Below are 23,420 nucleotides of genomic sequence, written 5' to 3'. Positions count from 1 at the left end.
ACTCTTGATTCGACAAAAGAGTACCATCATACATCACTTGAAGTTCAGCCTGATTACCAAAGGTTATGCTTTTTGTAAAAATTCGAGTCAGACGACCGCCCTTAGGCATATTAATGTGCAATTTGGAATCATTACTAATTTTAACGCTTTCATAATAAAGATCATAAGGTCCCTCTTCATTAGGCACATTAATTTGATGGTTCCCTGTCGCAACCAAGTTTCCGTTATATGTAACACTTTTTAAAGAAGGGACTGTCATTTTCTTTTCAACAAAAGCAACCTTATCGTTAGCGCAAGCACCTGTCGTTGCCTCTGTGGGGCCAATAATCATTTCACCATGTACATTTTGATATACTCCATTAATAAATTCCGCATTCCAATCGTCACGCGTAGGCACGACAGTATCGCCCTGAATACAAACCGTCCCATAAAATTCACTTTCAGTATTAAGTGTTAATGTTTTTTCTACACGAAGAGGTCCTGTTAAAAAACCGGCACCTTTATTCTGCAAATCAACGTTACCACCAATAATAATAGGCCCACCCACTTGAGCGCCGGGACCAGTCATTACAAAGTCACCATCAGAAGTACCGACCCATCCCTTATCTTCTTTTACCTCTAGGCGGTTACCAACATCAAAGCCGGATGTCGCCCAAAGTTTGTACTTCATCAACTCACTCCAAAGTTCCTGTGCATTTGCATCATCACTCGCACCAGGAAAATACAACGGATCAAGCGGAAACGCTTCATTTTCATCATCCGCAGCAAGAGCAGGGACTGCCATGGCCAGTACGAGGCCGAGTTTTGTCATTATGTTCTTTCCAAACCACATAATAAACTCCTAATCTCAAGAGTGTACAATACACCCCTATATTTTTTTCTTATGTAAAAGATAGAAAAATTTTATTTTAATTACAACAACCTTTTGCACAAAAAGTTTACAAAGCGTTCTTTTCATTGACTAATTATCCAGATTTTGTAGAAAAGACGTTTTTCCGTGAGATATTGCACTAAATTTCGCCTATTCCAAAGGTTTCCTTTGTAAACATTTCAAAACAATAAAAGCCGTCCCACAGGACGACCTTTGTACACATAACGTTGAACAGAACCTTGGGCTACTTGCCGGAGGGGCGCTTGTAACCGAAGGGTTTCAGCAGGTCTTCGGAAGAACGGATGGAATCGCCCTTCTTCTTGGCGTTTGCACCGAAAGTCTTCGTCTTGGAATCGAATTCCTTGGACGGGAGGGTGCAACGGAGATGCGACTTGATCGAAGCTTCCACCTTGTACAGGTAGGCGCCTGTCCCCATCATCTTGCCGTTTTCGGCGCGAACGTAGCCATCCTTGTCCGGTTTCAGTTCAAAGAACATCTGGAGCATGCCGGCATCGTTCGTATAATCGGGATCGTTCATATCCTGTCCGAAGCTGAAGTAATCCACAAAATTCCCGAGAGTCGTGTATACCCAGATCTTGACGCTCAGCTTGGTCTTATACAGATTCACCCGGCTCAAGTCATCTGTCTTTACGTCGTCTTCACAGTATTCCTGGACATATTCCTCTACGGTCATCTTGGTTCCGCCATCGGCATCCACGCCTTCCATCGGGATCAATCCATCGGAACTCAACAGGTCGTCTAGTGTCGCAAGGCCACCCACGCCGCTCACCACGGGAAGTTTCACATCCAGGGCAAGTGTCGGGCCCAAATGGGTCGTTTCACCCGAATACGGTTCCTTACCGCTTCCTGCCGTCGTCTTGAAATCTCCGCCAATCAGGGTTTCCACTTCTTTGCCCGTCCCCGGGTTCCTGATGCTCACCGCAAAGGTCTGGCCTTCCTTAGGCGGATTTTCCGAATAGAACTTTTCAATCTTATCCTTTGAAATCTCGGTCACCGGCTGTTCGACCGAGATATCGACATCCTTGCTATCCTTCATAATGACGACTACCGAGTCAACAGCTTCGTTACCCGCCTTGTCGCGATAGATTCGCTTGATCGAATTCTTTCCCTTTTCTAGGCCCTGGAGCGTCAGGGAATCCTGTTCCAAGCCATCGACCATCCACACCACCTTTACAAAGTTAGAACGGATGACCTGTCCCTTGACGGGCGTAATAATTTCAACCTTGGGTCCCACCTGGTCCAGCACGATAAACACGGACTGGGTCGCGGAATTGCCGTACTGGTTTTCATAAGTGTAGGAGACCTCGTAGCCGGTGTTCCCTTCGGAATTCTTCACCAAAGAGCCCTTTTCGTCTACAAAGTAGGTCACCACCACGGTATTGCCCGAAGCATCCTTGTATTCGTAAGTCACGGAGTACGATCCGGCCTGCACCTTTTCGCTTTCGGCCGCAGATTCCATCATCAACCGGCCCGAGGCCTCCTTGACCAGCTTGGCACCGGTCGCCGCATCCGCCAGATAAGAGACCGTCACGGTCTTTCCGTTGATTACCGTTTCGTAGGACACCGTGATGACCTCGATCGATTCTTCCTTGCCCTTGTCGTTCACGACCTTCTGCTTGACGATTTCGCCGTCATTGTCGGTCATGTAACTTACGGTCACATCGACGCCAGCTACCTTTGCCGGATACGACACCTTGATTTCGGTACCGTTTACGGGCGTCAACTTCTTGTTCTTCGCATTTTCGTCAAGGGCGACCGACTCCTTCACCACGGACGCCAGGGTTTCGTAAGTCTTGTTGGGAACAGACAACGTTTCCAAATTCAGCTTGACCGTAAACGAGGTGTCCTTATGGCTTGCGGAATCCTTCACCGTCACCAAGATATCGTTCTGGGTTCGGTTCACGTAGATATTCGCATCGGCGGAATCCATCTTTTCGACAATCGTGTAGATATTGGCGGCCTTTTGGTCATCCGGATTCGCAGACACGATCACGACCGGAGCCGCATTGCTGTAATACACGATCAACGAGTCTACGGCACAGCCCTCAAAGCCTTCGATGTCGCAGACTTCCTTGCGGATAACATTCTTTCCCGGCTTGAGGATGGTATCGGCACAATCCTGGTTCGTTCGGTTCACTTCCCAGCAAACGTTCATGTCCGACTCATTCGTATAAATCGGGTTTTTCGGCTTGACCCAAATGGAATCCTTATTGCTAGCCTCGGTGATTTCAAGCGTAGGCGAAGGAACATCCAGGACCTTCACGCGGATTGTCTTGGTGCTGGAACCGCCGTGCGAATCTTCCACCTTGACCACGATCGAGATTTGCTTGTTCTTTTCGTAGTCGAGATCCTTACATTCCTTGACCGTGATGACGCCCTTTTCAGAAACAACAAAGCAGCCGCTCGGATCCTCGACCAAGGTAAACTTCAGCAAGGAATCGACATCGTCAAAGTCAGCATCGACAGCCTTCAACGTATCGACCACCGTCCCCGGCTTCGTGTTTTCGGGAACGCTTGTCGTATCGGTCAGAATGTAGGGGATTTCATTCACATTCTTGATATGAATCACGACCGTATCGAGTACCGAAAGCGTAGCGTCGTTGCGGTCCCTCAAAAGGACAATCAACTGATAGGTCGTATCGCGATTGTCATACAATTTCATTTCGTAATCGAAAACCTGATTGGTCCTGATGACGCCACTGGGGTCGATGCTGAAGAAAGTCGTATCACCACCGACGGCAACAAACACATCGTCCCTGTATTTGAGAGCCTTGTCGATATCGTCATATTCGAGGGTATCGACAACCGTTCCCGAAGGAATGTTTTCGTTAATTGTCAGATCCGGAGTCGGATGTATGGCAATCGGCATTTCGTTGACATCAATAATGTGAATGTTCAAAGGAGCCTCTACCGTATGAGAGCCTTCGGCACCATTCTTGTCCTTCAGCACAAGCGTCACCTTGTACACAGAGTCAATCTGTTCATAATCCAGCTTGGCACTATCCCTTACGGTAATGACAGCATAGTAAGTAGAACCTTCCTTGACCAATTCATACTTGAACAGGCTATCGAGCGGGAACTTTACGCTTCCGTTATCCTCCATCGAAAGCACCATCTTGGAAGCATCACTTCCCCGAAGCTTGATTCTCACCACTTCGGTTTCTGTAGGAGAATTTTCCTCGACGCTATAGTCACCCTTGTTGTCGACAAAGTCAATAATCGGGGCGTCAACCAGGGTCAACGTAAAGAAGCCCGAACGCTTGTTACCCGGGAGCACTGCGCCGGTCAACTCCGAGATATGCATCCGGAGCATTTCGTTGCCTTCTTCAAGGTTGTCGTCCGTGACATTCAGGTAAACCTCGGTAAGCAATGTCGGTTCCGTACCATTCTTATCAATTTTAACTTCAGCAGAATCGATTCCGCAGAACGGGGGCAACATTCCCTTGCGAGGATAGTCCCCGATAATCTTGTTGAAATCAGCTTCCGCAATCGAATCGTTCAGTTCAAAGCAGTACTTGAAGGACACTCCCGTTTCTGTAGCCTTGTTCAGGTGAACCGGGACCTTCACGTCCTTGTCGTTTTCCAAGAAAAGGCCTGACGCGAGCGCCGTAGGATCAAGTACGGGCGGATTGAACGGAACATACTTGAAGTCTCCGGCTTCAAAATCCGCATCAATCCTGATGACTTTTGCAAGAAGCTGCCCCGCGAACTTGGTGTGCTGCGCGAACTTGATTACACCGGTCGAAATGTAGGTACCCTGCATTGTTTTCTGACCGGCCCCCAGACTAAGATCTTCATTGACGAAAAAGAGAAGATTTCCCGCATAGTCCTTATTTTCTAGCGGTTCACCAATTTCAGTCCATTCCGTCCCATTCCAGGATCCCTCAGCACCGGAAACCACGACGATGTCATTATTGTCTGTACTTCCCAAGCCATAAATCGAGGTCTTAACGAAAACCTTCGTCAAGCGGCCCTCGGGAGGCATGACAATATATAGCTTCGAATTATTGCTGAACGAAATGGACTCGACAAAATAGCTATAGCTGCTGAAATCGTTTTCATCAACCGGAGGCGGCACATGAATATATTCCGTCGTCCCGTTTCCGCTAATACCCGTTTTCCAGGCATACGCATCGACACCGCCGGTGAGTTCCGGGATATCCACATCCGTATCGACAGCAGGAACAACCGACGTATCGGCACACGAGGTGGTACTAAGAATCGCCGTATTCGGAACTACAGTCTTTCCCGCTTCAATTCCAGGATTCGTATATACGTCGTTATACCCCGCATCAAAACAATAAAAGCCCGCAAAAAAGTTCTTGTCCTTACTATTGAACGTCGGTTCAAACTTTTGCAGAAAACGCGTCGGCCCAGTAAGAATGGAATCCGTACCATCCCCGTTGACAAACTTTCCAGCAAACAGGACCGGACCGCCGACAGAATGGTTCAGGTTTCCCTGTAAACGGAAATCGCCCGTAGCGCTCCCGACATAGCCCACTTCATCGGTAATATGGATATTTTGGCCCGCAAAGGTAACGCCCTCTATTCCATCGGCGTCTGCAAGCCCCTCCGCGAACAGCTTATACTTCATCAGACGGTTCCACACCTTAAGCTGCGCCGTCGTGTCCTGGGTACCAAACGTTAGAGGATAAACATCTACAGAATAGGTCGACTCTGCCGCCCATAGACAACTGGCGGCTAAAAGCCCTACAAAAATCACCCCTATATTTTTCACATTCAGCTTCATACAAACCTCCTGTTTTTTCCGACCTGGCATATTCCAAATTGGATCAACAAGTAAATACAACTACCCCCGTGATGCAGGGAATGTGTCCAACATCACACCCTTAATATATACAAAAAAATTTACAAATGTTACTATTTTTTAACTACTTATCGTATTTTCGTTAACAAAATGTCAAAAAATCACTCATTTTAGCCACTAACGCGCAATATCGTTGACAAAAATCAACGAATTTTGCTAGATTTGGTAGTCCTAGGCCCTGCGCAATGACTATTTGCGGGCAAATCGCCAGGGCGAAAGCAGCAACGGACTTGCGAATTTTTATGTGCTCAGGTCGCCTAGGATTTTTTTTCGCCCTTAGCAGGGCTTTTTTTATAAAAAAATGGATTCCGTCGCTACGCTCCAGGATGACGTTGCGCCAGTCTACTGTCTACTAACCACTGCCTACTGTCTACTAAAAAAATGATTCTTTGGACCATTCGCCACACCAAGCCCTACAACCCTAACGACGTCTGCTACGGCAGGCTCGACTTTGATGTATCCCCCACTTTTGAAGAAGAAAGCGACGGGGCGTTGAAAGCGTTGCTGGGCGCTGGCGCAAAACCCACAAGAATGTTCACGAGCCCACTCCTCCGTTGTCTGCGACTCGCCGAAAAGGCAGAAAAAGCAACGGGCCTTTCTATGGAAAAGCGCGAAGAAATCATCGAGATGAACTTCGGAACCTGGGAAGGCCAGAAACTCACGGAAGTTCCCCGAGAGGAGATGAAAGCCTGGGCCAGCGACTTGCGCGGATACAAGTTCAAGGACGGCGAATGTTTTTATGATATCGACCGCCGCGTGCAGTCGCTGCTGGACACGCTCGACGACAACGGCGAATTCCTGTGGATTACGCACGCGGGCGTGATTGCCGCATTGCAGCACTTTGCCTGCGGGCTCCCCGACGAACAGTTCGTAGAAGGAGCCTTTAGTTACGCCATGGTAACCCGTTTCGAGTTCAAGCGCGACGCCGAAGGGCACTTCCGCGGAACATTCGAAAAAATCCACGACGGCATCCAGATGGCTCCGCTGAAAATCGGCTAAAGTATTTAAACAGAAATGGCGATTCCGGGACATGCCCGGAATGACAGTTAAAAATCAAAGGACATCAGTGCCTGCACTCCGCCTTCGAGACGCGGAAGAACGGCCAGGTGCATCGGGTTGTCAAAATCGCTCAACAGGGCATCGACCGCAGCATCGCCAACGGAATACAGATAAATTAAAGCAATCGCCCAAATGTACTGGTTGCGGTTCTTGCGGTAGTAGGTGATGCGTTCGCAGACCCGTTCGTATTCCTCGGACGATGTACTTTCCTTTTCGACCAGGTGCTTACGGTCCAGATAGTATTCCACCATGTTCTGCGATGTCCAGATGCTGGTGGCAGAACCGATGAACGCCATATACAACAGTCCCATTTTGCCGAATTCGCGATTGTACATCTGTCCAAAACCAGGGATAATCGACCAGAGGAGAGCGGTTTTCATGCTCTTGAGTTCAACGCTACGGTAATTGTTGTTATACCAGATTCCAAACGCATCAAAGAAACTATACAGATACAATCCGTACATCCAGGCCGTTTCAGCCTTGCGGAGATCTTCCTGTTCCATCTTCTTGTCATTTTTTTCGCGGACGCGTGCCACGAACTCGGCGCGTTTTTCGTGATAATACTCGAGACTGTCCCGCGTAGAGGAATGGAGCAACCATTGCGTATAGATCCCGACCGAATCCTGGAACGGTTTCGTCTGTTCCCGCACGCGGCGGTCCTGGTAACTCTTGTTCGCCGTCACCTCGTAAAGAAGCAACAACTCGATGCCCGTAATAAAGCCGCCCCGCACATAATGTTCCGTATAGTACTGACCGCCACCGGGGAAAATGGCAAACAGCAGCGTAAGCGGCAATGAATTATGCGATGTCGGAATATCCCACTCGTTCACCGTAAGCGTATCAATAGCGACAATGCCCGTCTTGCCCTTTTGCAAGGGATTCGCCGGAGTAACTGAATCCACCACAGAGGAATCCGTTACAGCCGCCGTTTCTGGAGCTGATTCTGGAGCAGGTTCAACTTCTGCAGGATGTTCTGCAACTTTTTCCGCCAGATTGTCGTCGGCAAAAGACGGCACCGCAAACAGTACCGCCAAGACAACGCCCATAATAAACGAACGGAAAAACATCGAGCGTGAATATAGAAAATAGTTGATAAGGCATAGTCGCCCCTACGGCAAGCCCAGGGACCTTTTTACGGTTGCAGATAGCCGCGCTTCGCTCGCAATAACGTTATTCCAAGTTCGTTTTTTTCTACTTTTTTTCACAGATTGACTTCATTGTCATTTTATGACACTAAATTTACCTATATTTGGTAATGTAAAAGGAAAGAACATGGCAAACGAAACGAAAATAATCGAAATGGCCGAACTGGACGAAATCGAGCGCAGCGAAGACCTCGCCACCATCCGCGAAAAGACGCAGGAAATCGCTCGACAGATTCAGCAGATCCTTCTGGAGCGCGGACAGATGATGGCCACCGCCGAATCGCTTACGGGCGGTCTCGTGGCAAGCCACATTGTCGATATTGCCGGAAGTTCCGCCGTGTTCGCCGGAGGCATTGTCGCCTACCAGAACGAAATCAAGGAAGCCCTACTCGGAGTCCCGCATTCCGTTCTCGAGGAAAAGGGAGCCGTTTCTGCCGAAACGGTGCTCAACATGACCGAAGGTGCCCGCAAAAAATTCGGTTGCCAGTGGGCAATCGCCACCTCGGGAATCGCAGGTCCGGGTGGTGCAGAACCCGGAAAACCCGTCGGCACCGTATGGATGGCAGTGACCAATGGTAAAAAAAATACGGCTTTTTGTAAAATTTTCGCAGGAAACCGCACTTGTGTGCGTGAAAAAAGCGTGTATAGTGTATTGGGCAAGTTACTTTTTTTGCTAAATAACCAAAAAAACACTTGCACAAGTGAACACTAAATGTTATATTTAAAAACGAAAAAACAAAATGGAGTCCAATATGGCTAAGAAAACAACAACCCCGACCAGCAACCTTTCCGCAGACAAGGCAAAGGCAGTAGAAGCCGCCATCGCCCAGATTGAAAAGAATTATGGTAAAGGTTCCATCATGGCTCTCGGCCAGCAGCCCGTCGAAGACATTCCCGTGATCCCGACCGGCTGTATCCAGCTCGACATGGCCCTCGGCGTGGGAGGTTTCCCCCGCGGCCGTATCATCGAAATTTACGGACCGGAATCTTCCGGTAAGACGACCCTCACCCTGCACGCCATTGCAGAAGCCCAGAAGCTCGGAGGTGTCGCAGCCTTCATCGACGCGGAACACGCTTTTGACGCCGTTTACGCCCGTAAGCTCGGCGTTGATATCGAATCCCTGCTCGTTTCCCAGCCGGACACCGGTGAACAGGCCCTTGACATCGCCGAAACCCTCGTGCGTTCCGGAGCCATCGATATCATCGTCATCGACTCCGTGGCAGCTCTCGTGCCGCAGGCAGAAATCAACGGCGAAATGGGCGACAACCACGTCGGCCTGCAGGCTCGCCTCATGAGCCAGGCCCTGCGTAAGCTCACCGGCATCCTCTCGAAGTCCAACACCTGCATGCTGTTCATCAACCAGCTGCGTATGAAGATCGGCGTGATGTTCGGCAACCCCGAAACGACCACCGGCGGTAACGCCCTGAAGTTCTACGCCACGCAGCGTATCGATATCCGCCGTATCGCCGCTATCAAGGACGGTGAAGAAGTTATCGGTAACCGCACCCGCGTCAAGGTGGTAAAGAACAAGGTGGCAGCTCCGTTCACCCAGTGCGAATTCGACATCCTTTACGGTTGCGGAATTTCCCGCGAAGCCTCTATCCTTGACCTCGCCACCGAGCTCGACATCATCCAGAAGAGCGGTTCCTGGTTCAGCTACAACAACGAACGCATCGGTCAGGGTCGCGAAAACACCCGCCTGTTCCTGAAGGACAACGTGGAACTCTGCAACGAAATCGAGCAGAAGATCCGCGAAAGCATGAAGGACGTGGAATTGTTCAAGCTGAACGAAGGTGATTCCATCGAAGCCGACGAAGGCGAAGAAGTCTCCGTAAGCGACGAAGCATAAAGGTCACTCGAATTCATCAAGGAATGCGTCTCTGGATTCCGTCGCCTAACGGCTCCAGAATGACGAACCGGAGCATCCAGCGATTCCGTTACGGGAAACAGGAACTCACTCCAGAATGACGAACCGGAACATTCTGCGATTCCGTTACGGGAAACTGCGACTCGCTCCGGAATGACGAACCTTTTCTTCCTGAAGAGCAACAAACCCCGACCAATCCTTTAGCCATTGGGACAGGTCGGGGTTTTCCGTTTACAGATCAAGGTGGCTTCGAGCCGAAGCGCCCGGTCTAATTTATTTGCTATTTTATAAATATGTTCAGCAAAATAAAGAATGCGATGATAGCGATTGCCGGAGTAGCCGCCTTGTGCCACGCCCAGTCGTCGTGTCCGCACTTTTTGCTGGAAAGCCCGATGGTCGTGAACATCGAGGGATTTTTCATCAACCAGAAGATGTCACGAGCAAGCCTCGACGTGGAATGGCGACACCATCCAGATGCACTGGACACATTCTTTGTAAACCAGCCTGACGCGCCCAAGTTCAACTTCATTACTGCGGGCGAATACCGCTATATGGAATTTCCAGATATCAAGGTCAAGCGCCAACTGGGAACGCACCATCTAAAGGAAACCATCGGCGAAACGCCCCTGAAACTTGACGACATGGAGCTTCTCGCAAACGGGCAGTTCCTGTGCAAGGATTCTACGGAACAAAAGCCGAACATTCTGTCGACCGCCTTCTCAATGGCCTGGTGGAACCTGGTTGCAGATTCGCTGCCCACGCCATCCAAGGTCACCATGAACGGCGCACGCAAAGAAAAGCGAACCTTCAGCATCCGTCAGTGGAAAAACTACTCGGGTGAAATGCTCCCCACCCTCGTAAAGCTAGAAAGCGAAAGATACAGTGGCGAACTTTGGATCCGTTCCGCCTATCCGATGCAAGCGCTCGCAAGCGACCCGTTGAAAAACAAAGTCGAAGGCAAGACCAAGCAGCCGCTACCGGACCTCTTTAGAAAAATTCCGGTGAAAGGGGAAAGAAAAATACCCCTGATACTCAAGCTGAATCAGGAACTGCTGCGCGAGTGATCCGTTATAGAAACGCTTTTCGGTGCGGCTCCAGCCACCCACTTCCAAGATAATGTTCTGCAGGCCGTCGTCCCAGAAGAAATGCGTGCCGAGCATCGCCTTGCCATAACTGAGCGACTCCTTCTGCACCGTATTCTTCTCGCGCAAAAGGCCAGTCTTGTAGAAACTCGATTCGAACAGCACCGCGAAGTTATTGTTCAGGGGAATTCGCCCGTAACCGTCCAGGACGATGATAAAATCGCGGCTGAACACGGGAATATTCCTGCGGTAGTCGTAGCTTTTGCCTTCGAAGTCGGTACTGATGTCCGACAGGACATAGTGGAACTTCAACCCCAGGATGGAGCCCTTCGGAAAGGAATAGCTGAGACTTGCGGCAAGGTCAATAAGCTGCATATAGTTAATATCGTCGTCACCCTCGTAAAGGTTATCCGTGATGTAGTCGGCGTTCCAGCTTTCAGCAATGCGCCCCTCGCCTTCCACCTCGGCAGTCACCATTTCCAGATTAGACTGGAAATAAACATAGCTTTCATAAACCGCGTTGAGTTCCAGCTGCGGATTCGTCTTGAACGGACGGATTCCGAGCCCAGCGAGGTAACCGCCATAAAACGGAGACACCTCCAGCGCGGCATCCATACGCAGGTAGGTCGGATTGACATCGAGACGTTCCCCGTACGCTAGATCCTGCAGGGGTTCGAGCCAGGTATAGTGCAACATACCCGTCGCCTGCGGAAGCCACTGGCCCCACACGAACGGGGTGTTCCCCATCAGGCTCCAGGAAAGGTTCGGGCCGTAACGGAAGCCATAATTGGCAATTTCATTGAAACCGTCAGCTAAAGAGGCGACGTTGCAAGTAAAAAAAACTACAATAAAGGCCGAAAATTTCTTAAAAAAAGACATTTCGGGATAAAATTTAAAATAATTTTCCCATTTGCGCCATAAATTCTTATTTTGTAGGCATTAATTTATAGGAGTCACTATGAAGCTGTCTCATTTATGCGTGCTTGGCGTGAGCGCCCTGATGTTCTGGGCATGCGCCAGCCGTTATTCCTCCCCCATCCTGATTGAACGTGGCGAAGGTCGCAAGGAATACGAACGCGAATACTTTGCCGTCAAGGAAAGTATGGGCATCGACAAGCGTCTTAAGGACGTGTTCAAGCAGGGCTATATCGAAGAAGGCATGACCAACGACATGGTCAACCTGCTGTGGGGCCCTCCCGACCACGAAAAGACCAACGACAAGACGAGCATCTGGGAATATTACACCCGCGAAGGTAAGCTCATTACCCGCCTTATCTGGAAGCACCCTGACCAGGCTCGCCTGAAGGGCTACGAAGAAGAATGGATCCTGGAAAAGATCGAAGGCGACCGCTACGGTGGTTCTCCGGCTCCGACCTCCAAGCATTCCAGCAACTACTAATTAAGTAGGGATTCCGGGTCAAAACCCGGAATGACATAATGGAGTTTTCATGCCCGCTATCACGCGGGCATCTTCTTTTTTTGCAAAAAAGAAAGACCGACTACCGCCTTCGGTTGAATTTTACTAAATTTAGGCGCGTTAAATTTTAAACCTCTCAAGGAGTTAATTATGCGTCAGTATATCATTGCTGGTAACTGGAAGATGAACAAGACCGTTAGCGAATCCGTTCAGCTCGCTAAGGATATCGTGGAAGCCGTCAAGGACGTGAAGAAGACCGAAGTGGTCATCGCCCCGACTTACCTCGCCGCCACCAAGGTTGCAGACGTCATCAAGGGTACCAACGTGAAGCTCGCCATCCAGGACATCCACTGGAAGGACCAGGGCGCATACACGGGTAAGGTTTCCATCGACATGGTCAAGGAAATCGGTGCCGAATACGTGATTATCGGTCACTCCGAACAGCGCCAGTACTTCCACGAAACGGAAGAAACCGTCAACCTCAAGGTCAAGAAGACTCTCGAAGCCGGTCTGAAGCCGATCATCTGCATTGGCGAAACCCTCGACCAGCGCAACGGCGGCATCCTGAAGGAAGTCCTCGGCCTCCAGATCAAGGGCGCCTTCAAGGACGTTTCTGCCGAAGACGCCGCCAAGTGCGTTCTCGCTTACGAACCGGTTTGGGCAATCGGTACTGGCGTTACCGCTACCGACGAACAGGCTCAGGACACCCAGGCCTACGCTCGCTCCGTTGTGAAGGAAATCTACGGTGAAGCTGTTGCCGAAGGTATGCGCATCCAGTACGGTGGTTCCATGAAGGGTGCCAACGCTGCCGGCCTCCTCGCCCAGAAGGACATCGATGGCGGTCTCATTGGTGGTGCAGGTCTCAAGGCCAACACCTTCAAGGAAATCATCGACGCTGCCGAAGCTCGCTAATTAAAACTTTAAACTCAAGGTAAAACGACTATGACAACTCTCTTTTGGATTGGTATCGTCCTGCACGTGTTCCTGTGCCTCTTCCTCATGTTGCTCGTTCTGGTTCAGAACGACAAGATGGGCGGTCTCGCAGGCCTCGGCGGCATGACTTCCCAGTCTGCCTTCTCTACCGCAGGTGCCGCGACCTTCATCCAGAAGTTGACCCGCGTCGTGGCCGTGATCTTCTTTATCGTCGTATTCGCCCTCGGCCTGATTACTGCCAAGCAGGACCAGGCTGTCGAAGAATCTTCGATGCAGAAGGCAACCCGCGAAAACGCTGCCCAGCAGCAAGCCCCGGCTCCGGCACTCCCGGCCGACTTTGCAGCTCCCGCTAACGCTGCTGCACCGGCCGCCGACGTTGCTCCGGCTACAGAAGCTCCTGCTTCGGAAGCTCCTGCCGCTCCGGCTGAAGCCAAGTAAGGTTTTGTCTCGCGCGGCTTAGGCTGCGCAGGCAACGCTGCGGTCGTGGTGGAATTGGTAGACACGCTAGCTTGAGGTGCTAGTGGGAGCGATCCCATGACAGTTCAAGTCTGTCCGACCGCATTACGAAGTCCGCCCTTGTGGCGGACTTTTTTCGCTAAGTAAAAATGTTAGATTTCTTGATATGAAGCGTTTTGTCACAATTCTTTGTCTTGTACTGAGCTCATGCGGATGTTGGGAGCTGACAGACGAACATTGCCAAGAAGAAAACGAGTTCTTCAAAAACGAACGCGAGCGCGACAGCCGCCTTTGCACAGACACAGACGCCGTCGAAAAATGCAAGGTTCAGCAACGAGAGATTCAAGCGACTCTGCAACCAGAAAAACTACTCAACATCGATTCCCTGTGCCGTGCAAACACAGAGAAAATCAAATGTAAAGACCGAGAAGAATATGGATTCTAATCTTATAGCCCCTGTTGGCGTTTTGGGCTTTGGCGTCGAAGGCCAAAGCACCTTCAATTACCTTGTTCGTAACGGTATCAAGGACATCGTAATCATGGACAAGAACCCGGTGAAGTTACCGGAAGTTTCAGCCGGTATAAATGTGAAGGTGAGTTCCGGTGAAAACTATATGGACGGCCTTAAGGACTGCGTAACGGTGGTGCGTTCCGCAGGTGTTTACCCGATGAGTCCCGCGCTGTTCAAGTTCCAGATGAACGGCGGTCTCATGACTAGCCAGATTCAGCTATTTTTAGAACAAACTAAATCAAAGAAGGTTGTAGGCGTTACGGGCACGCTCGGCAAGGGTTCTACCGTGAGCATGATTAGCCACATCCTGACCAAGTGCGGCGTGAATAACGAGATTGGCGGCAACTTCGGTGTGCCAGCGCTTGACCTTTTGAAGGACGAGACGGCAGACCGAGTGAGCATTCTGGAGCTTTCGAGCTTTCAGCTGATGACATTGTCTGTGTCGCCGGATGTAGCAGTGGTGCTGCGTGTTTCCACGGAGCACCTCGACTGGCACCAGAGCGTCGAAGAATATCGCGATGCCAAGGCGAACCTGGTGCGTTGGCAGAAGCGCGCCGGCACCTGCGTTTACCTGAAGGATGCTGAACCGACCGCAAAGATAGCAAGCGAAAGCCCTGCCAAAACGAAGTTCGCGGTCAGTTTGAAAGACGGTCCGAGTGCCGGCGACGGAGACGCCGTCATCGACGGTGCCACCCTCGCCATCGACGGTGAGAAACTTTACCTTTCGGACTGCAAAGTGCGCGGCATCTACCAACTCGAAAACATGGCGGCGGCGACCCTCGCTTGCAAGGCCTTGGGCATTAAGGTGGCCGACGCTTTCGAAGCCTTGAAGAGCTACGAAACACTCCCCTTCCGTATGGAATTCAAGGGCGAAAAGCGAGGTATCGAATTCTTTAACGACAGCTACGCCACACGCCCCGACGCGACGATCGCCGCGACCGCCAGCATGAAGCGCCCCTTCGCGCTGATTCTCGGCGGTTCCGAAAAGAACGCAGACTTTACCGAACTCTCGCAGATTCTGGTGAACGACCGCCCGAACCTCAAGCGAATCGCGCTCATCGGTGCTACCGCTGAACGCATGTTGGAATCGCTGAAGCAGGCCGGGCTAAAGGTCCCCGCAAGCATCTTCCCCACCCTCGAAGAAGCATTTGCAGACAGCTTGCAAATCGGTAAAGGCGGCACAGTCATCATGAGCCCCGCCTGCGCAAGCTTCGGGCTGTTCAAGAACTACAAAGTCCGCGGGCAGGTGTTTGACAAACTCGTCGCCGAATTGTAATTCGGATTTCAGAATTCAGATTTCGGAATTATCAGTTTTAAAGTTATGCCGCACCCTGTGCGGCATTTTCTTTTTTTTCACTTTTTTTCAAAAAAATTCGCCCTTACCCCTTTACATGCGGAATGAATTAATCTAAATTTGGGTCGTTCCGCTAAGGACCACGCGGTCGTGGTGGAATTGGTAGACACGCTAGCTTGAGGTGCTAGTGGGAGCGATCCCATGACAGTTCAAGTCTGTCCGACCGCAGAAGAAAGACTCAGTGAAAACTGAGTCTTTTTTCGTTTTAAAACTAATCCAATACTTTGTTTCTAGAGATCACCTCGTTGGCAAATCAGGCTAGCAACGACATTAAACAAAAGACCTCCCCGGCATGAACCGAGAAGGTTTTTGGAGGTGTGTATGACTAAATTCTACTTGGCGGTATTTACCATGAATTTCTTGCCGCCCTGCACCTGCTTGAGCATGTAAACGCCCTTGCCAAAACCTGCAGCATTGAGGGCTTCGGCAGCATTAGCATAATCCAGGTTCACTGTTCCTATCACAGAGCCACGCAGGTCGAACACACGGTAAGCCGTATAGTGCATCGCCTTGAACGCAACCTTGTTCCCGATTGCAGTCGGACCTCCGATCGGGTCGGAATCTTCGGCATTCTTGCCCTTCACGAAGTTAATGTAGTCAATATCCATCCAGTCACCGGTCACGGTGAAGCGGAGGATATGCTTGCCCGCCGTGAGGGTCACGTTTTCCTTGACCTTGTTGTAGTCATCGTAGTTTTCTTCGCCGGAACTTGCCTGCGGCACGGCGATTTCTTCGGTAATGTCATCACCGTCGATAGAAAGCTTGAAGCCTGAGGTCGCATTGGCCGAGGCTACGGCAGCATACATGGTGTAATCGCCCGATTCAGCCACTTCCACAGTGTATTCCAGCCATTCCCCAGTCTGGTTATAGCCAACCACATAGCCCGTCGCCTTCTTGTAGATGTCTACACCCGTGCCTTCGCGGTAGCTCTTGCCGCCATTACTTTCGGCACCGTGATCATCGGAATCGTTATCGGCATAAGAATCATTGCCTGCGCCATAGCCCGGCTCATCGAAGTCTTCCATCTCGATCTTGCCCGGGATAGCCCAAGCCTTGCCGCCAAACGGCTGCTGCGGTTCAGGTTCGCGCTTGGTGCCCTGGAATTCCCATTCGATAATACCCATGGTGGAATCCTTAGAGCCCTTGAACACGAAGAAGAGTTCATCGACAACACCAGAAAGACCACTCATTTCGCAATCGTTATCGACATAGGAGTTCCAGTTACCCGTCTTTTCGAGGCTGCAGGTACCGGCGAGCGTGCCGCTCACGGAACCCTTGCGGATTTCAATCTTGTTGCCGTCGCCCACGTTCGCAGCCTTCACGCGGAGATTCTCGGCACCGTTACCAAAGTCCACGCCAGAAACGCGGATCCAGGATTCCTTCGTGCCAAGCGGAGTCAGCACATGCACCACGGGCTTGCCCTTGGTCCAGTCGGTACGGCTGCGCACGTTACGCTGCTTGGAACTCGTGAGTGCCTTGTAGGTTTTGTACGGGTCGAAGTTCTTGATCTGCTTGGGGCCTTCGCTCGTGAAGGTGAGTTCATTCATCTTGTCACCGTTCCAGGTGAGTTCGTCGATGGACACGCTTCTGTGGTTTTCCTTGTTCGGGCTATTGGTGCACTGGCCCGACTGCGTGCAGGAACCCGGATGTTCGTCCGCAGTGACCAGGCGGCGGTCGTGATACACGGCATACCACTTGCCCTTGAATTCCGCAAAGCCCTGGTGGTTGTTTCCGCCCGCGTTATGGGCATCAGGCACCTTCCAGATAGCCGGAATGACCGTTCCTACAAACGTATAGGGGCCCATGATGTTATTGGACATGCTGTAGTCGATCACCTGCGGCTGCGTATTGAAGCTCAGATAATACGTGCTCCCCTTCTTATGGATATAGGGAGCTTCGAAGGAACCCGGAGCATTGATGCGCTTCAGAGAATTCTTATCGAACGTAATCTTGCCATTGTTTTCGGTAAACTTAATGATATCCAGGTTGTTGCCATAGGGGCGCTGAGCGTTTTCGCCACCGCCGAAAACCACATAGCCCGTACCGTCATCTTCGATGAAGATGCCCGGATCGAAGCAGTGGGCAATCTGGTCGCAGCTGCCAATCACGCTAGATCCAAAGGAAGCCGCAATGTAGTTCACGCCATGGGTTTCCTTGACAGGATCGGTATAGGGTCCATCGATGCTTGTCGCAGTAATCATGCCCACGCCGCTAGCGCCATTAGGGTAAACGATGTAGATTCTGCCCTTATGGACGGCGATGCCGGATGCCCAGGTATTGTCGGGGTAATTTCCAAACTCGCGTTTCGACTTGAAAATCATGCCGTGATCGGTCCAGTTCTTCATATCCTGTGAAGTGAACGCGTTAAGCCCCACAATATCGTAATTAAAATCTTTCTGAGGACTGTAGTCGTCGACATCGGTCAGGATGTAGAACGTATCGCCGTCAGATGCGGCAGAAGGGTCCGCCAGATAATGATATGTTGAAACCGGATTGTCGGCTAAGCCAAACACAGCCAAGCCCGCCAAAAGACAGGTAGCCCTTTTCCACACCTTTTTGTAATCCATATATCACTCCATGCAGGAATCTACAACATGTAGACCCATCCAAAGTTAAAACTACCCCCTTTTTTGCGTAAGAACCAGTTAAATTTCAATATTGCTATGGATAAATTGACAACGGGGAAAATTCGGATTTCAGAGTTCGGATTTCGGAATTAGATTCAAAAAATTGGATTTTGCGATATGTTTTTTTATATTTGGGCTTAATGAACCGTTTTGAGCTTCTAAAGACCTCCAAAAAGTCAAAAGCGCGTCTTGGCGTGGTCCACACCGACCATGGCGACGTGACAACGCCGATTTTCATGCCTGTGGGCACCGAAGCGACCGTAAAAGCGGTAACGCCCGCGCAACTTAAGGACATCAAGGCCGAAATTATCCTTGCAAACACCTATCACCTTTACCTGCGCCCCACCACCCCGCGAATCGCAAAAGCGGGCGGCATCCACAAATTTATGGGCTGGGACGGCCCCGTCTTGACGGATAGCGGCGGATTCCAGGTGTGGAGTCTGAAGGATTTGCGCAAAATCACCCCCGATGGTGTGGAATTCAGAAGCATCCTGGACGGTTCGAAGCACTTTTTCAGTCCGGCAAGCGTGATGAACGCCCAGCGCGAAATCGGCGCGGACATCATCATGGCGCTTGACGAATGTACTCCGTTCCCGAGTACCGCCAAGGAAGCCGAACATAGCCTCAAGTTCACGCTCAAGTGGACGGCCGAGGCCATGCAATGGCTCAAGGAACACCCGCCCATTCACGGCTACGACCAGCAATTCTTCGGAATCATCCAGGGCGGCATGCACAAGGACCTGCGCAAGCAGGCTATCGAACGCATCGCGGAACTTGGCCCCGACGGTTATGCCATGGGCGGCCTTTCTGTCGGCGAACCGACCGAAACCATGTACGAAATCGCCGACTTCTGCACCGACATTCTGCCGCAGGACCACGCCCGCTACGTGATGGGCGTCGGAACGCCGTGGAACCTGCTCGAACTCATCGAGCGCGGCGTGGACATGTGCGACTGCGTGATGCCTACCCGAAACGCCCGCAACGGAATGCTCTTTACCAGCGAAGGTGTATTACGCTACAAGGCCGCCCGCCATGCCGAAGAATTCGACAAGCCGGTCGACCCGAATTGCGACTGCTACTGCTGCCGCAACTTTAGCCGCGCGTACCTGCGCCACCTGCATCACGCCGGAGAATCCCTCGGGTTTACGCTTGCAAGCATTCACAACCTGCACTTTTACCTGCACCTGATGCGCGAGGCCAAGCAGCACATCGCCGACGACACCTTCGAGGAATGGAAAAAGGAAAAGTGCGAAATTTTGCAGCGCGACCTTCAATAGTCCCGAGCACTTAAAAAGGTCCAGCATTCTTTGCCGGACCTTTTATCAAACACCTCGATTTTTCAATTATTCTACAGACTTGCCCTTTTCAACTGCGTCGGCAAGGGACATACCGGTAAATTCCTGTGCGCTGAACCAACGGCCGCTCTTCTTGTCGTCAAGAAGCACAGAGACCATGGAGCCCGGAATCACGGATTCGGGAGCGTTAGGTGCGTTCGGGCCGCCGAGATCCGTGCGGAGCCAACCCGGATCCATCACGTTCATCATCACGTCGGTACCATTCAGCTTGCAGGCGAAATCCTTCACGAACTTGGTGAGAGCGGCCTTGGCGCACGCATACCCCATCAGTTCGGGTTCATTCGCAATACCACTCGTAGTGAGCTGCATACGGCCAAAACCGCGCTTGATCATGCCCGGCAAAAAGTGATAGGCGATCTTGATAGGAGCAAAGAAATTCACCGCCATGGCGTGGTGGAAATCGTCCATGGTATTGGTCAGGTAGTCGGTAAAGTAATGGCTCATGAGCCCGGCATTGTTGAACACGAGGTCCACCTGCACTCCCCAGCTATCAATTTCGGCAAGAGCCGCATCAATTTCGGATTCGTTTTCAAGGTTACAGCCTACGGCGCGGACTTCAACACCATACTTCTTGAGTTCGGCAATCACCGGTTCGGCATGAGCCTTGTCGCGCCCCTGCAAAATGATGTTCGCACCGAGTTTCGCCATTTCGATAGCGGTGAGACGGCCAACTCCACGGCAGCCGCCGGTAATCAAGGTCCATTTGCCCTTCACGTCGATCATAATCCATCCTTTTTATTTTAACGACGAAACAATCCGCCGTATTTCCAAATAAAAAAATAGACTTTCGCACCCCAAAAAGCAAAACAAATCCGCCCTTTTCTGTATACAAAAGTAAAGGGAAGATCTTTCATTCCTTAAGCAGGAATGCTGCCACTGGATCCCGCCCCATACTGGGGCAGGATGACGTATGGGATTACTGTTGCATGACGAACGGGGTTACTGTTGCTGGACATACAGGCGTACGGCTACTGGATGAGGAACGGACATAAGTGCAAAAATCCCCGGCCATGCCGGGGATTTCAGATTTAAATTTGCCAGAAATTACTTGTGCTTGCTGCGCTTATAACCAAAGCGGTAGGTGTCGCTCGAACGGCTATAGAACACGGTGTTGTCCTGCGGGGTAGCACCCACCACAAGGCAATGCGTCGTCTGTTCCTGCACGAAAGTCACCTGGTAAATGTAGGGACCCGTTGCAAGGAGACGGCCATTCTGCGAGACCGGATACATCTTGACGGTAATCCAGGCAGCACCCGTTTCACCATAGAGCGGCTTGGTGCATCCGCTCGGGTGCGATTCAGTACCCAACGCCTTGTGCAGCATTTCTTCGGTCACGATCTGCTGGTACTGGCTTACGAAATGACCCAGATGGTCAAAGACGCGAACATTCAGGCGGAACGGACCGGAAACCGGATAAGCAATACTGGTGCAGCTTTCATTGGTGCCATCACCGTTACCGTAGCACATTCCAGAGGCGCCAGAGGCATTACCACCAACAAAAGCTGTCGTCTGGTTACCGGTAGAGCCCGCTTCCGGTGCAGCAGCAGAGTAAACCTTCTTTTCTGCGGGGGTCAAGTCAAGCGGGTTTCCGTTGCGGCCCTTACCGGCAGGAATAGAAGCGATCAACAGGTCGGCCGTGTAGTTCAGCGGCAGTTCACCGGAATTATTGTCGGCAACCTGAGTAAGGATATTGGACTGACCCGTAAAGTCAGGACGTTCAATGAGGGAGTCAAGCGTAAACGAAGCCACCTTGGTGTTTGCCACGAGCTTGGTGTTTGCCCAGTCTTCGTAAGAGTTGGGAGGACCGGTCACGCCCTTGCCAGACGAAGACATAACCGAGAAGCTCATCTTTTCGGCCCAGCCCATCAACTGGGTCCAGACTTCAGAATACAGGGCGGCGGCATCTTCATCAGAAACAAGGCCTTCGGTTTTCGGGTAGTTGAACGCAATCTTGTCGTTACCCACGATACCCGTTTCAACGATATTACCCTGCAGGTCCATCAGGACACCCGAGAAGTCGTACTGCACTCCAGAGGAGCCTTTGTTCTGGCCTTGCTGCACCGAGCTAATATAGAAGCCATAAACGACCTTGGACTTCGTTCCGTCGGCATTTTCCACTTCGCGCATAACAAGGATCGCCGGCTGTCCAGAGGTCTGCATCATGGCAAGCGTATTGTCATCCAGAGTCGTGTTCAAGAGCATGCTCACGTTCTGGTTACCGTTTTCATCCACAGTGACCACCACGCTACCGACGGCCGGCTGACCGTAGCGGGACGGAGCAAGTTCAGAAAGGGACGTTCTAATATAGATGTTGGAACCATCGGTCTGGCGGTCCGCATAGAAGAAGTGCAGGTGATGCCAAGTATTGTCGGCCCAACCGGTTGCGTCAGAGGCGCCTTCGCAGTTGGAATCGCCTGAAAGCGGTTCACCCGCATGGCAACCATGGTTATTCAAGGCAAGCGTTTGGATGTTCACGCTACCCGGAGCAGACAAGTGGGTACCGCCCAAATCCACCGCGAGCACACCGTCCACATAGATCCACATATCGTCGTCACCCGCGAATTCAAAGACTTCGGGAGTCGGAACCTGGTTTGCGGCACGATACTTGAACTTAGCATAACCCATCATCGTAAAGGCATAATTACGCAGGTGCTTCCAGCCAAGATCGCCATGCGCTTGGGTGGCATTCCACGCGGCACTGCCGTAAGGAGTGATATTCGTGGTGGGGCGAACACCGTCGCCATAGACAACGTTTGCCATAGGACCCGTAACGGCTCGGGGACCGCCATTCTGCAACCAGGACGTGCAAAGGGCGTAAGTGTTGGCTCCCTGGAAGTCGGTCTGGGTCTTGTTGTACTGGTAATCGTACGGCGGACAGAAAATGGAAAGACTCTGCGGACCGTACTGTTCACACTTCTTGTTTTCCTGGATATCCGGATTACAGACCTTGGGCTGAATCCACTTTTTACTTACCGGATCAATAGAATCGAGAGGCGAGTAACCACCGTTATTGTAGTTGTAGTCATAGATATAATAGTTCGAACCGGCCGGATCCTTCGGAATATCCATGGTCATGTTCGTTCTCAGGTTCCAGCCATCCACATCGTTGTACCACTGGTCGAAGAACTGGTTGTCACAAAGTTCATTCAGCTTTACGATATGGGCACCGTCATACATGTCTCGTTCACCCGTTTCTGGGTTGGGAGCGTCGAATTGCATGTAGGTAGCGACCATCCCCGGGGTGTAGTACACCGGATTCGCCCAATAAGTCTTGTTGCCCTGGCAGACAAAGCCGCTCACCGTATTCAATGCGTTTCTATAACCGCGCTGCGTGATTCCAGGAACCGTCGATGTTTCACATTCACCGTATTCCAAGGTTTCATCCATGGAGGCAGTCTGCAAATAGGGCGGCAACACCGGGTTCACCGTCTTGGGATGGCCGTCACGGGCAATCAGGGCTCCCGTTTTGGAGGCCATGTTACCACAAGTCGTATGGCAAGCCCTTTTGCCGAGCCACGTGGCATCGTAGCCGTAGACATTCATCAACGCACCGTTAGCGGAATAGTTGAATATCTGGTTGTCATGGGCGACAGCTTCTTCCGAGAAGTTTTCAAAGTCCGGGTGATTCGGCTGGAAATCGCGGACCACGATATCCAACTGACGAATGTCGTCTACAGCATAGAGCATCGATGCACAACCGATTACAGCACCGAGAACATTCTTACCTTTTTTACCAAACAGCTTCATAATATCTCCACACCTTAAAGATGGGTTAAAAACATTCACCCCTAAATATACACCTTTTTCTACCCGATTTAAAACGCCATTTATGAAAAAAAAAGGAAAAACAGGCCCTTTGGCGAATTATGGAGACTGCTTTTACGCCATTTTGA

Annotated in this window: 16 protein-coding genes, 2 tRNA genes and 1 other RNA gene; 13 read left to right on the top strand and 6 right to left on the bottom strand. The window is 51.1% G+C overall.

Annotated elements, in window-relative coordinates; translation table 11 throughout:
• Positions 1–1,115: 1,115 nt before the first annotated feature.
• Positions 1,116–5,642, bottom strand: coding sequence for a cadherin repeat domain-containing protein (locus BUA93_RS02000; RefSeq protein ID WP_072976958.1), 4,527 nt, complete (start codon positions 5,640–5,642; stop codon positions 1,116–1,118).
• Between the two features lie 247 nt (positions 5,643–5,889).
• Here BUA93_RS02000 and ffs point away from each other — a divergent pair.
• Positions 5,890–5,986, top strand: an RNA gene (gene ffs, locus BUA93_RS01995) — signal recognition particle sRNA small type.
• Positions 5,987–6,101: 115 nt separating this feature from the next.
• A complete protein-coding gene (locus BUA93_RS01990; RefSeq protein ID WP_072976957.1) occupies positions 6,102–6,719 on the top strand; it encodes a histidine phosphatase family protein in 618 nt (205 codons plus the stop codon).
• Positions 6,720–6,766: 47 nt separating this feature from the next.
• Here the strand turns inward: BUA93_RS01990 and BUA93_RS01985 are convergent, their stop codons facing one another.
• Complete coding sequence (locus BUA93_RS01985; protein ID WP_072976956.1) at positions 6,767–7,846, bottom strand: DUF5683 domain-containing protein; 1,080 nt, start codon at positions 7,844–7,846, stop codon at positions 6,767–6,769.
• A 205-nt stretch (positions 7,847–8,051) separates the two neighbouring features.
• Here BUA93_RS01985 and BUA93_RS01980 point away from each other — a divergent pair, with 205 nt between their 5' ends.
• From BUA93_RS01980 to BUA93_RS01970, 3 genes are all read left to right on the top strand, one after another.
• Positions 8,052–8,636 carry a CinA family protein gene (locus BUA93_RS01980; RefSeq protein ID WP_217650981.1) on the top strand — a complete coding sequence of 195 codons (585 nt, stop codon included), beginning with the start codon at positions 8,052–8,054 and terminating at the stop codon, positions 8,634–8,636.
• A gap of 40 nt (positions 8,637–8,676) precedes the next feature.
• Positions 8,677–9,774 (top strand): recombinase RecA, encoded by a 1,098-nt coding sequence (gene recA, locus BUA93_RS01975; RefSeq protein ID WP_072976955.1) that lies wholly within the window; start codon positions 8,677–8,679, stop codon positions 9,772–9,774.
• Positions 9,775–10,085: 311 nt separating this feature from the next.
• The gene (locus BUA93_RS01970) at positions 10,086–10,856 is read left to right on the top strand and encodes a hypothetical protein (protein WP_072976954.1); all 771 of its coding nucleotides are present in this window, start codon (positions 10,086–10,088) and stop codon (positions 10,854–10,856) included.
• Here the strand turns inward: BUA93_RS01970 and BUA93_RS01965 are convergent.
• Positions 10,767–11,753, bottom strand: coding sequence for a hypothetical protein (locus BUA93_RS01965; protein WP_072976952.1), 987 nt, complete (start codon positions 11,751–11,753; stop codon positions 10,767–10,769). The genes BUA93_RS01970 and BUA93_RS01965 overlap by 90 nt on opposite strands.
• A 79-nt stretch (positions 11,754–11,832) precedes the next feature.
• Here BUA93_RS01965 and BUA93_RS01960 point away from each other — a divergent pair, with 79 nt between their 5' ends.
• The 7 genes from BUA93_RS01960 to BUA93_RS01930 all read left to right on the top strand — a co-directional run bounded on the left by BUA93_RS01960 (position 11,833) and on the right by BUA93_RS01930 (position 15,713).
• Positions 11,833–12,273, top strand: a complete 441-nt coding sequence (locus BUA93_RS01960; protein WP_072976950.1) for a hypothetical protein — start codon at positions 11,833–11,835, stop codon at positions 12,271–12,273.
• 168 nt (positions 12,274–12,441) lie between these two features.
• Positions 12,442–13,203: a triose-phosphate isomerase gene (gene tpiA / locus BUA93_RS01955; protein WP_072976948.1), complete on the top strand. Its 762-nt coding sequence runs from the start codon at positions 12,442–12,444 to the stop codon at positions 13,201–13,203.
• 30 nt (positions 13,204–13,233) lie between these two features.
• The gene (secG, locus tag BUA93_RS01950) at positions 13,234–13,662 is read left to right on the top strand and encodes a preprotein translocase subunit SecG (protein WP_072976946.1); all 429 of its coding nucleotides are present in this window, start codon (positions 13,234–13,236) and stop codon (positions 13,660–13,662) included.
• A gap of 39 nt (positions 13,663–13,701) precedes the next feature.
• Positions 13,702–13,785, top strand: a tRNA-Leu gene (locus tag BUA93_RS01945).
• A 61-nt stretch (positions 13,786–13,846) separates the two neighbouring features.
• A complete protein-coding gene (locus BUA93_RS01940) occupies positions 13,847–14,125 on the top strand; it encodes a hypothetical protein (protein ID WP_072976945.1) in 279 nt (92 codons plus the stop codon).
• The gene (gene murD, locus BUA93_RS01935) at positions 14,115–15,467 is read left to right on the top strand and encodes a UDP-N-acetylmuramoyl-L-alanine--D-glutamate ligase (RefSeq protein WP_072976943.1); all 1,353 of its coding nucleotides are present in this window, start codon (positions 14,115–14,117) and stop codon (positions 15,465–15,467) included. The genes BUA93_RS01940 and murD overlap by 11 nt, the downstream gene beginning before the upstream one ends.
• 162 nt (positions 15,468–15,629) lie before the next feature.
• A tRNA-Leu gene (locus BUA93_RS01930) sits at positions 15,630–15,713 on the top strand.
• A gap of 164 nt (positions 15,714–15,877) precedes the next feature.
• On the opposite strand, the gene BUA93_RS01925 is transcribed toward BUA93_RS01930, so the two are convergent.
• Positions 15,878–18,112 carry a carbohydrate-binding protein gene (locus BUA93_RS01925; RefSeq protein WP_072976941.1) on the bottom strand — a complete coding sequence of 745 codons (2,235 nt, stop codon included), beginning with the start codon at positions 18,110–18,112 and terminating at the stop codon, positions 15,878–15,880.
• A gap of 200 nt (positions 18,113–18,312) precedes the next feature.
• Between BUA93_RS01925 and tgt the strand changes: the two genes are divergently transcribed.
• On the top strand, positions 18,313–19,449 hold the full coding sequence (gene tgt / locus BUA93_RS01920; RefSeq protein ID WP_072977254.1) for a tRNA guanosine(34) transglycosylase Tgt: 1,137 nt from the start codon (positions 18,313–18,315) through the stop codon (positions 19,447–19,449).
• 66 nt (positions 19,450–19,515) lie between these two features.
• Here tgt and BUA93_RS01915 read toward each other — a convergent pair whose 3' ends face one another.
• Both BUA93_RS01915 and BUA93_RS01910 read right to left on the bottom strand, forming a co-directional pair.
• A complete protein-coding gene (locus tag BUA93_RS01915) occupies positions 19,516–20,250 on the bottom strand; it encodes an SDR family NAD(P)-dependent oxidoreductase (protein ID WP_072976940.1) in 735 nt (244 codons plus the stop codon).
• A gap of 321 nt (positions 20,251–20,571) precedes the next feature.
• Positions 20,572–23,274 carry a fibro-slime domain-containing protein gene (locus BUA93_RS01910; RefSeq protein ID WP_072976938.1) on the bottom strand — a complete coding sequence of 901 codons (2,703 nt, stop codon included), beginning with the start codon at positions 23,272–23,274 and terminating at the stop codon, positions 20,572–20,574.
• Positions 23,275–23,420 lie beyond the last annotated feature (146 nt).

It is taken from the genome of Fibrobacter sp. UWH4 (genome assembly GCF_900142475.1).
Lineage (GTDB): Bacteria > Fibrobacterota > Fibrobacteria > Fibrobacterales > Fibrobacteraceae > Fibrobacter.
The sequence above is the reverse complement of the archived record's forward strand: the minus strand, read 5'-3'. Positions and strand labels throughout refer to the sequence as shown.

Excerpts from the sequence above, each read along its gene's own strand:
- BUA93_RS01960 (WP_072976950.1), top strand. The coding sequence starts at position 11,833 with ATGAAGCTGTCTCATTTATGCGTGCTTGGCGTGAGCGCCCTGATGTTC.
- BUA93_RS01915 (WP_072976940.1), bottom strand. The coding sequence starts at position 20,250 with ATGATCGACGTGAAGGGCAAATGGACCTTGATTACCGGCGGCTGCCGT.
- BUA93_RS01940 (WP_072976945.1), top strand. The coding sequence starts at position 13,847 with ATGAAGCGTTTTGTCACAATTCTTTGTCTTGTACTGAGCTCATGCGGA.
- BUA93_RS01925 (WP_072976941.1), bottom strand. The coding sequence starts at position 18,112 with ATGGATTACAAAAAGGTGTGGAAAAGGGCTACCTGTCTTTTGGCGGGC.
- BUA93_RS01910 (WP_072976938.1), bottom strand. The coding sequence starts at position 23,274 with ATGAAGCTGTTTGGTAAAAAAGGTAAGAATGTTCTCGGTGCTGTAATC.
- BUA93_RS01985 (WP_072976956.1), bottom strand. The coding sequence starts at position 7,846 with ATGTTTTTCCGTTCGTTTATTATGGGCGTTGTCTTGGCGGTACTGTTT.
- tgt (WP_072977254.1), top strand. The coding sequence starts at position 18,313 with ATGAACCGTTTTGAGCTTCTAAAGACCTCCAAAAAGTCAAAAGCGCGT.
- BUA93_RS01980 (WP_217650981.1), top strand. The coding sequence starts at position 8,052 with ATGGCAAACGAAACGAAAATAATCGAAATGGCCGAACTGGACGAAATC.
- recA (WP_072976955.1), top strand. The coding sequence starts at position 8,677 with ATGGCTAAGAAAACAACAACCCCGACCAGCAACCTTTCCGCAGACAAG.
- tpiA (WP_072976948.1), top strand. The coding sequence starts at position 12,442 with ATGCGTCAGTATATCATTGCTGGTAACTGGAAGATGAACAAGACCGTT.
- BUA93_RS01965 (WP_072976952.1), bottom strand. The coding sequence starts at position 11,753 with ATGTCTTTTTTTAAGAAATTTTCGGCCTTTATTGTAGTTTTTTTTACT.
- murD (WP_072976943.1), top strand. The coding sequence starts at position 14,115 with ATGGATTCTAATCTTATAGCCCCTGTTGGCGTTTTGGGCTTTGGCGTC.
- BUA93_RS01970 (WP_072976954.1), top strand. The coding sequence starts at position 10,086 with ATGTTCAGCAAAATAAAGAATGCGATGATAGCGATTGCCGGAGTAGCC.
- BUA93_RS02000 (WP_072976958.1), bottom strand. The coding sequence starts at position 5,642 with ATGAAGCTGAATGTGAAAAATATAGGGGTGATTTTTGTAGGGCTTTTA.
- BUA93_RS01990 (WP_072976957.1), top strand. The coding sequence starts at position 6,102 with ATGATTCTTTGGACCATTCGCCACACCAAGCCCTACAACCCTAACGAC.
- secG (WP_072976946.1), top strand. The coding sequence starts at position 13,234 with ATGACAACTCTCTTTTGGATTGGTATCGTCCTGCACGTGTTCCTGTGC.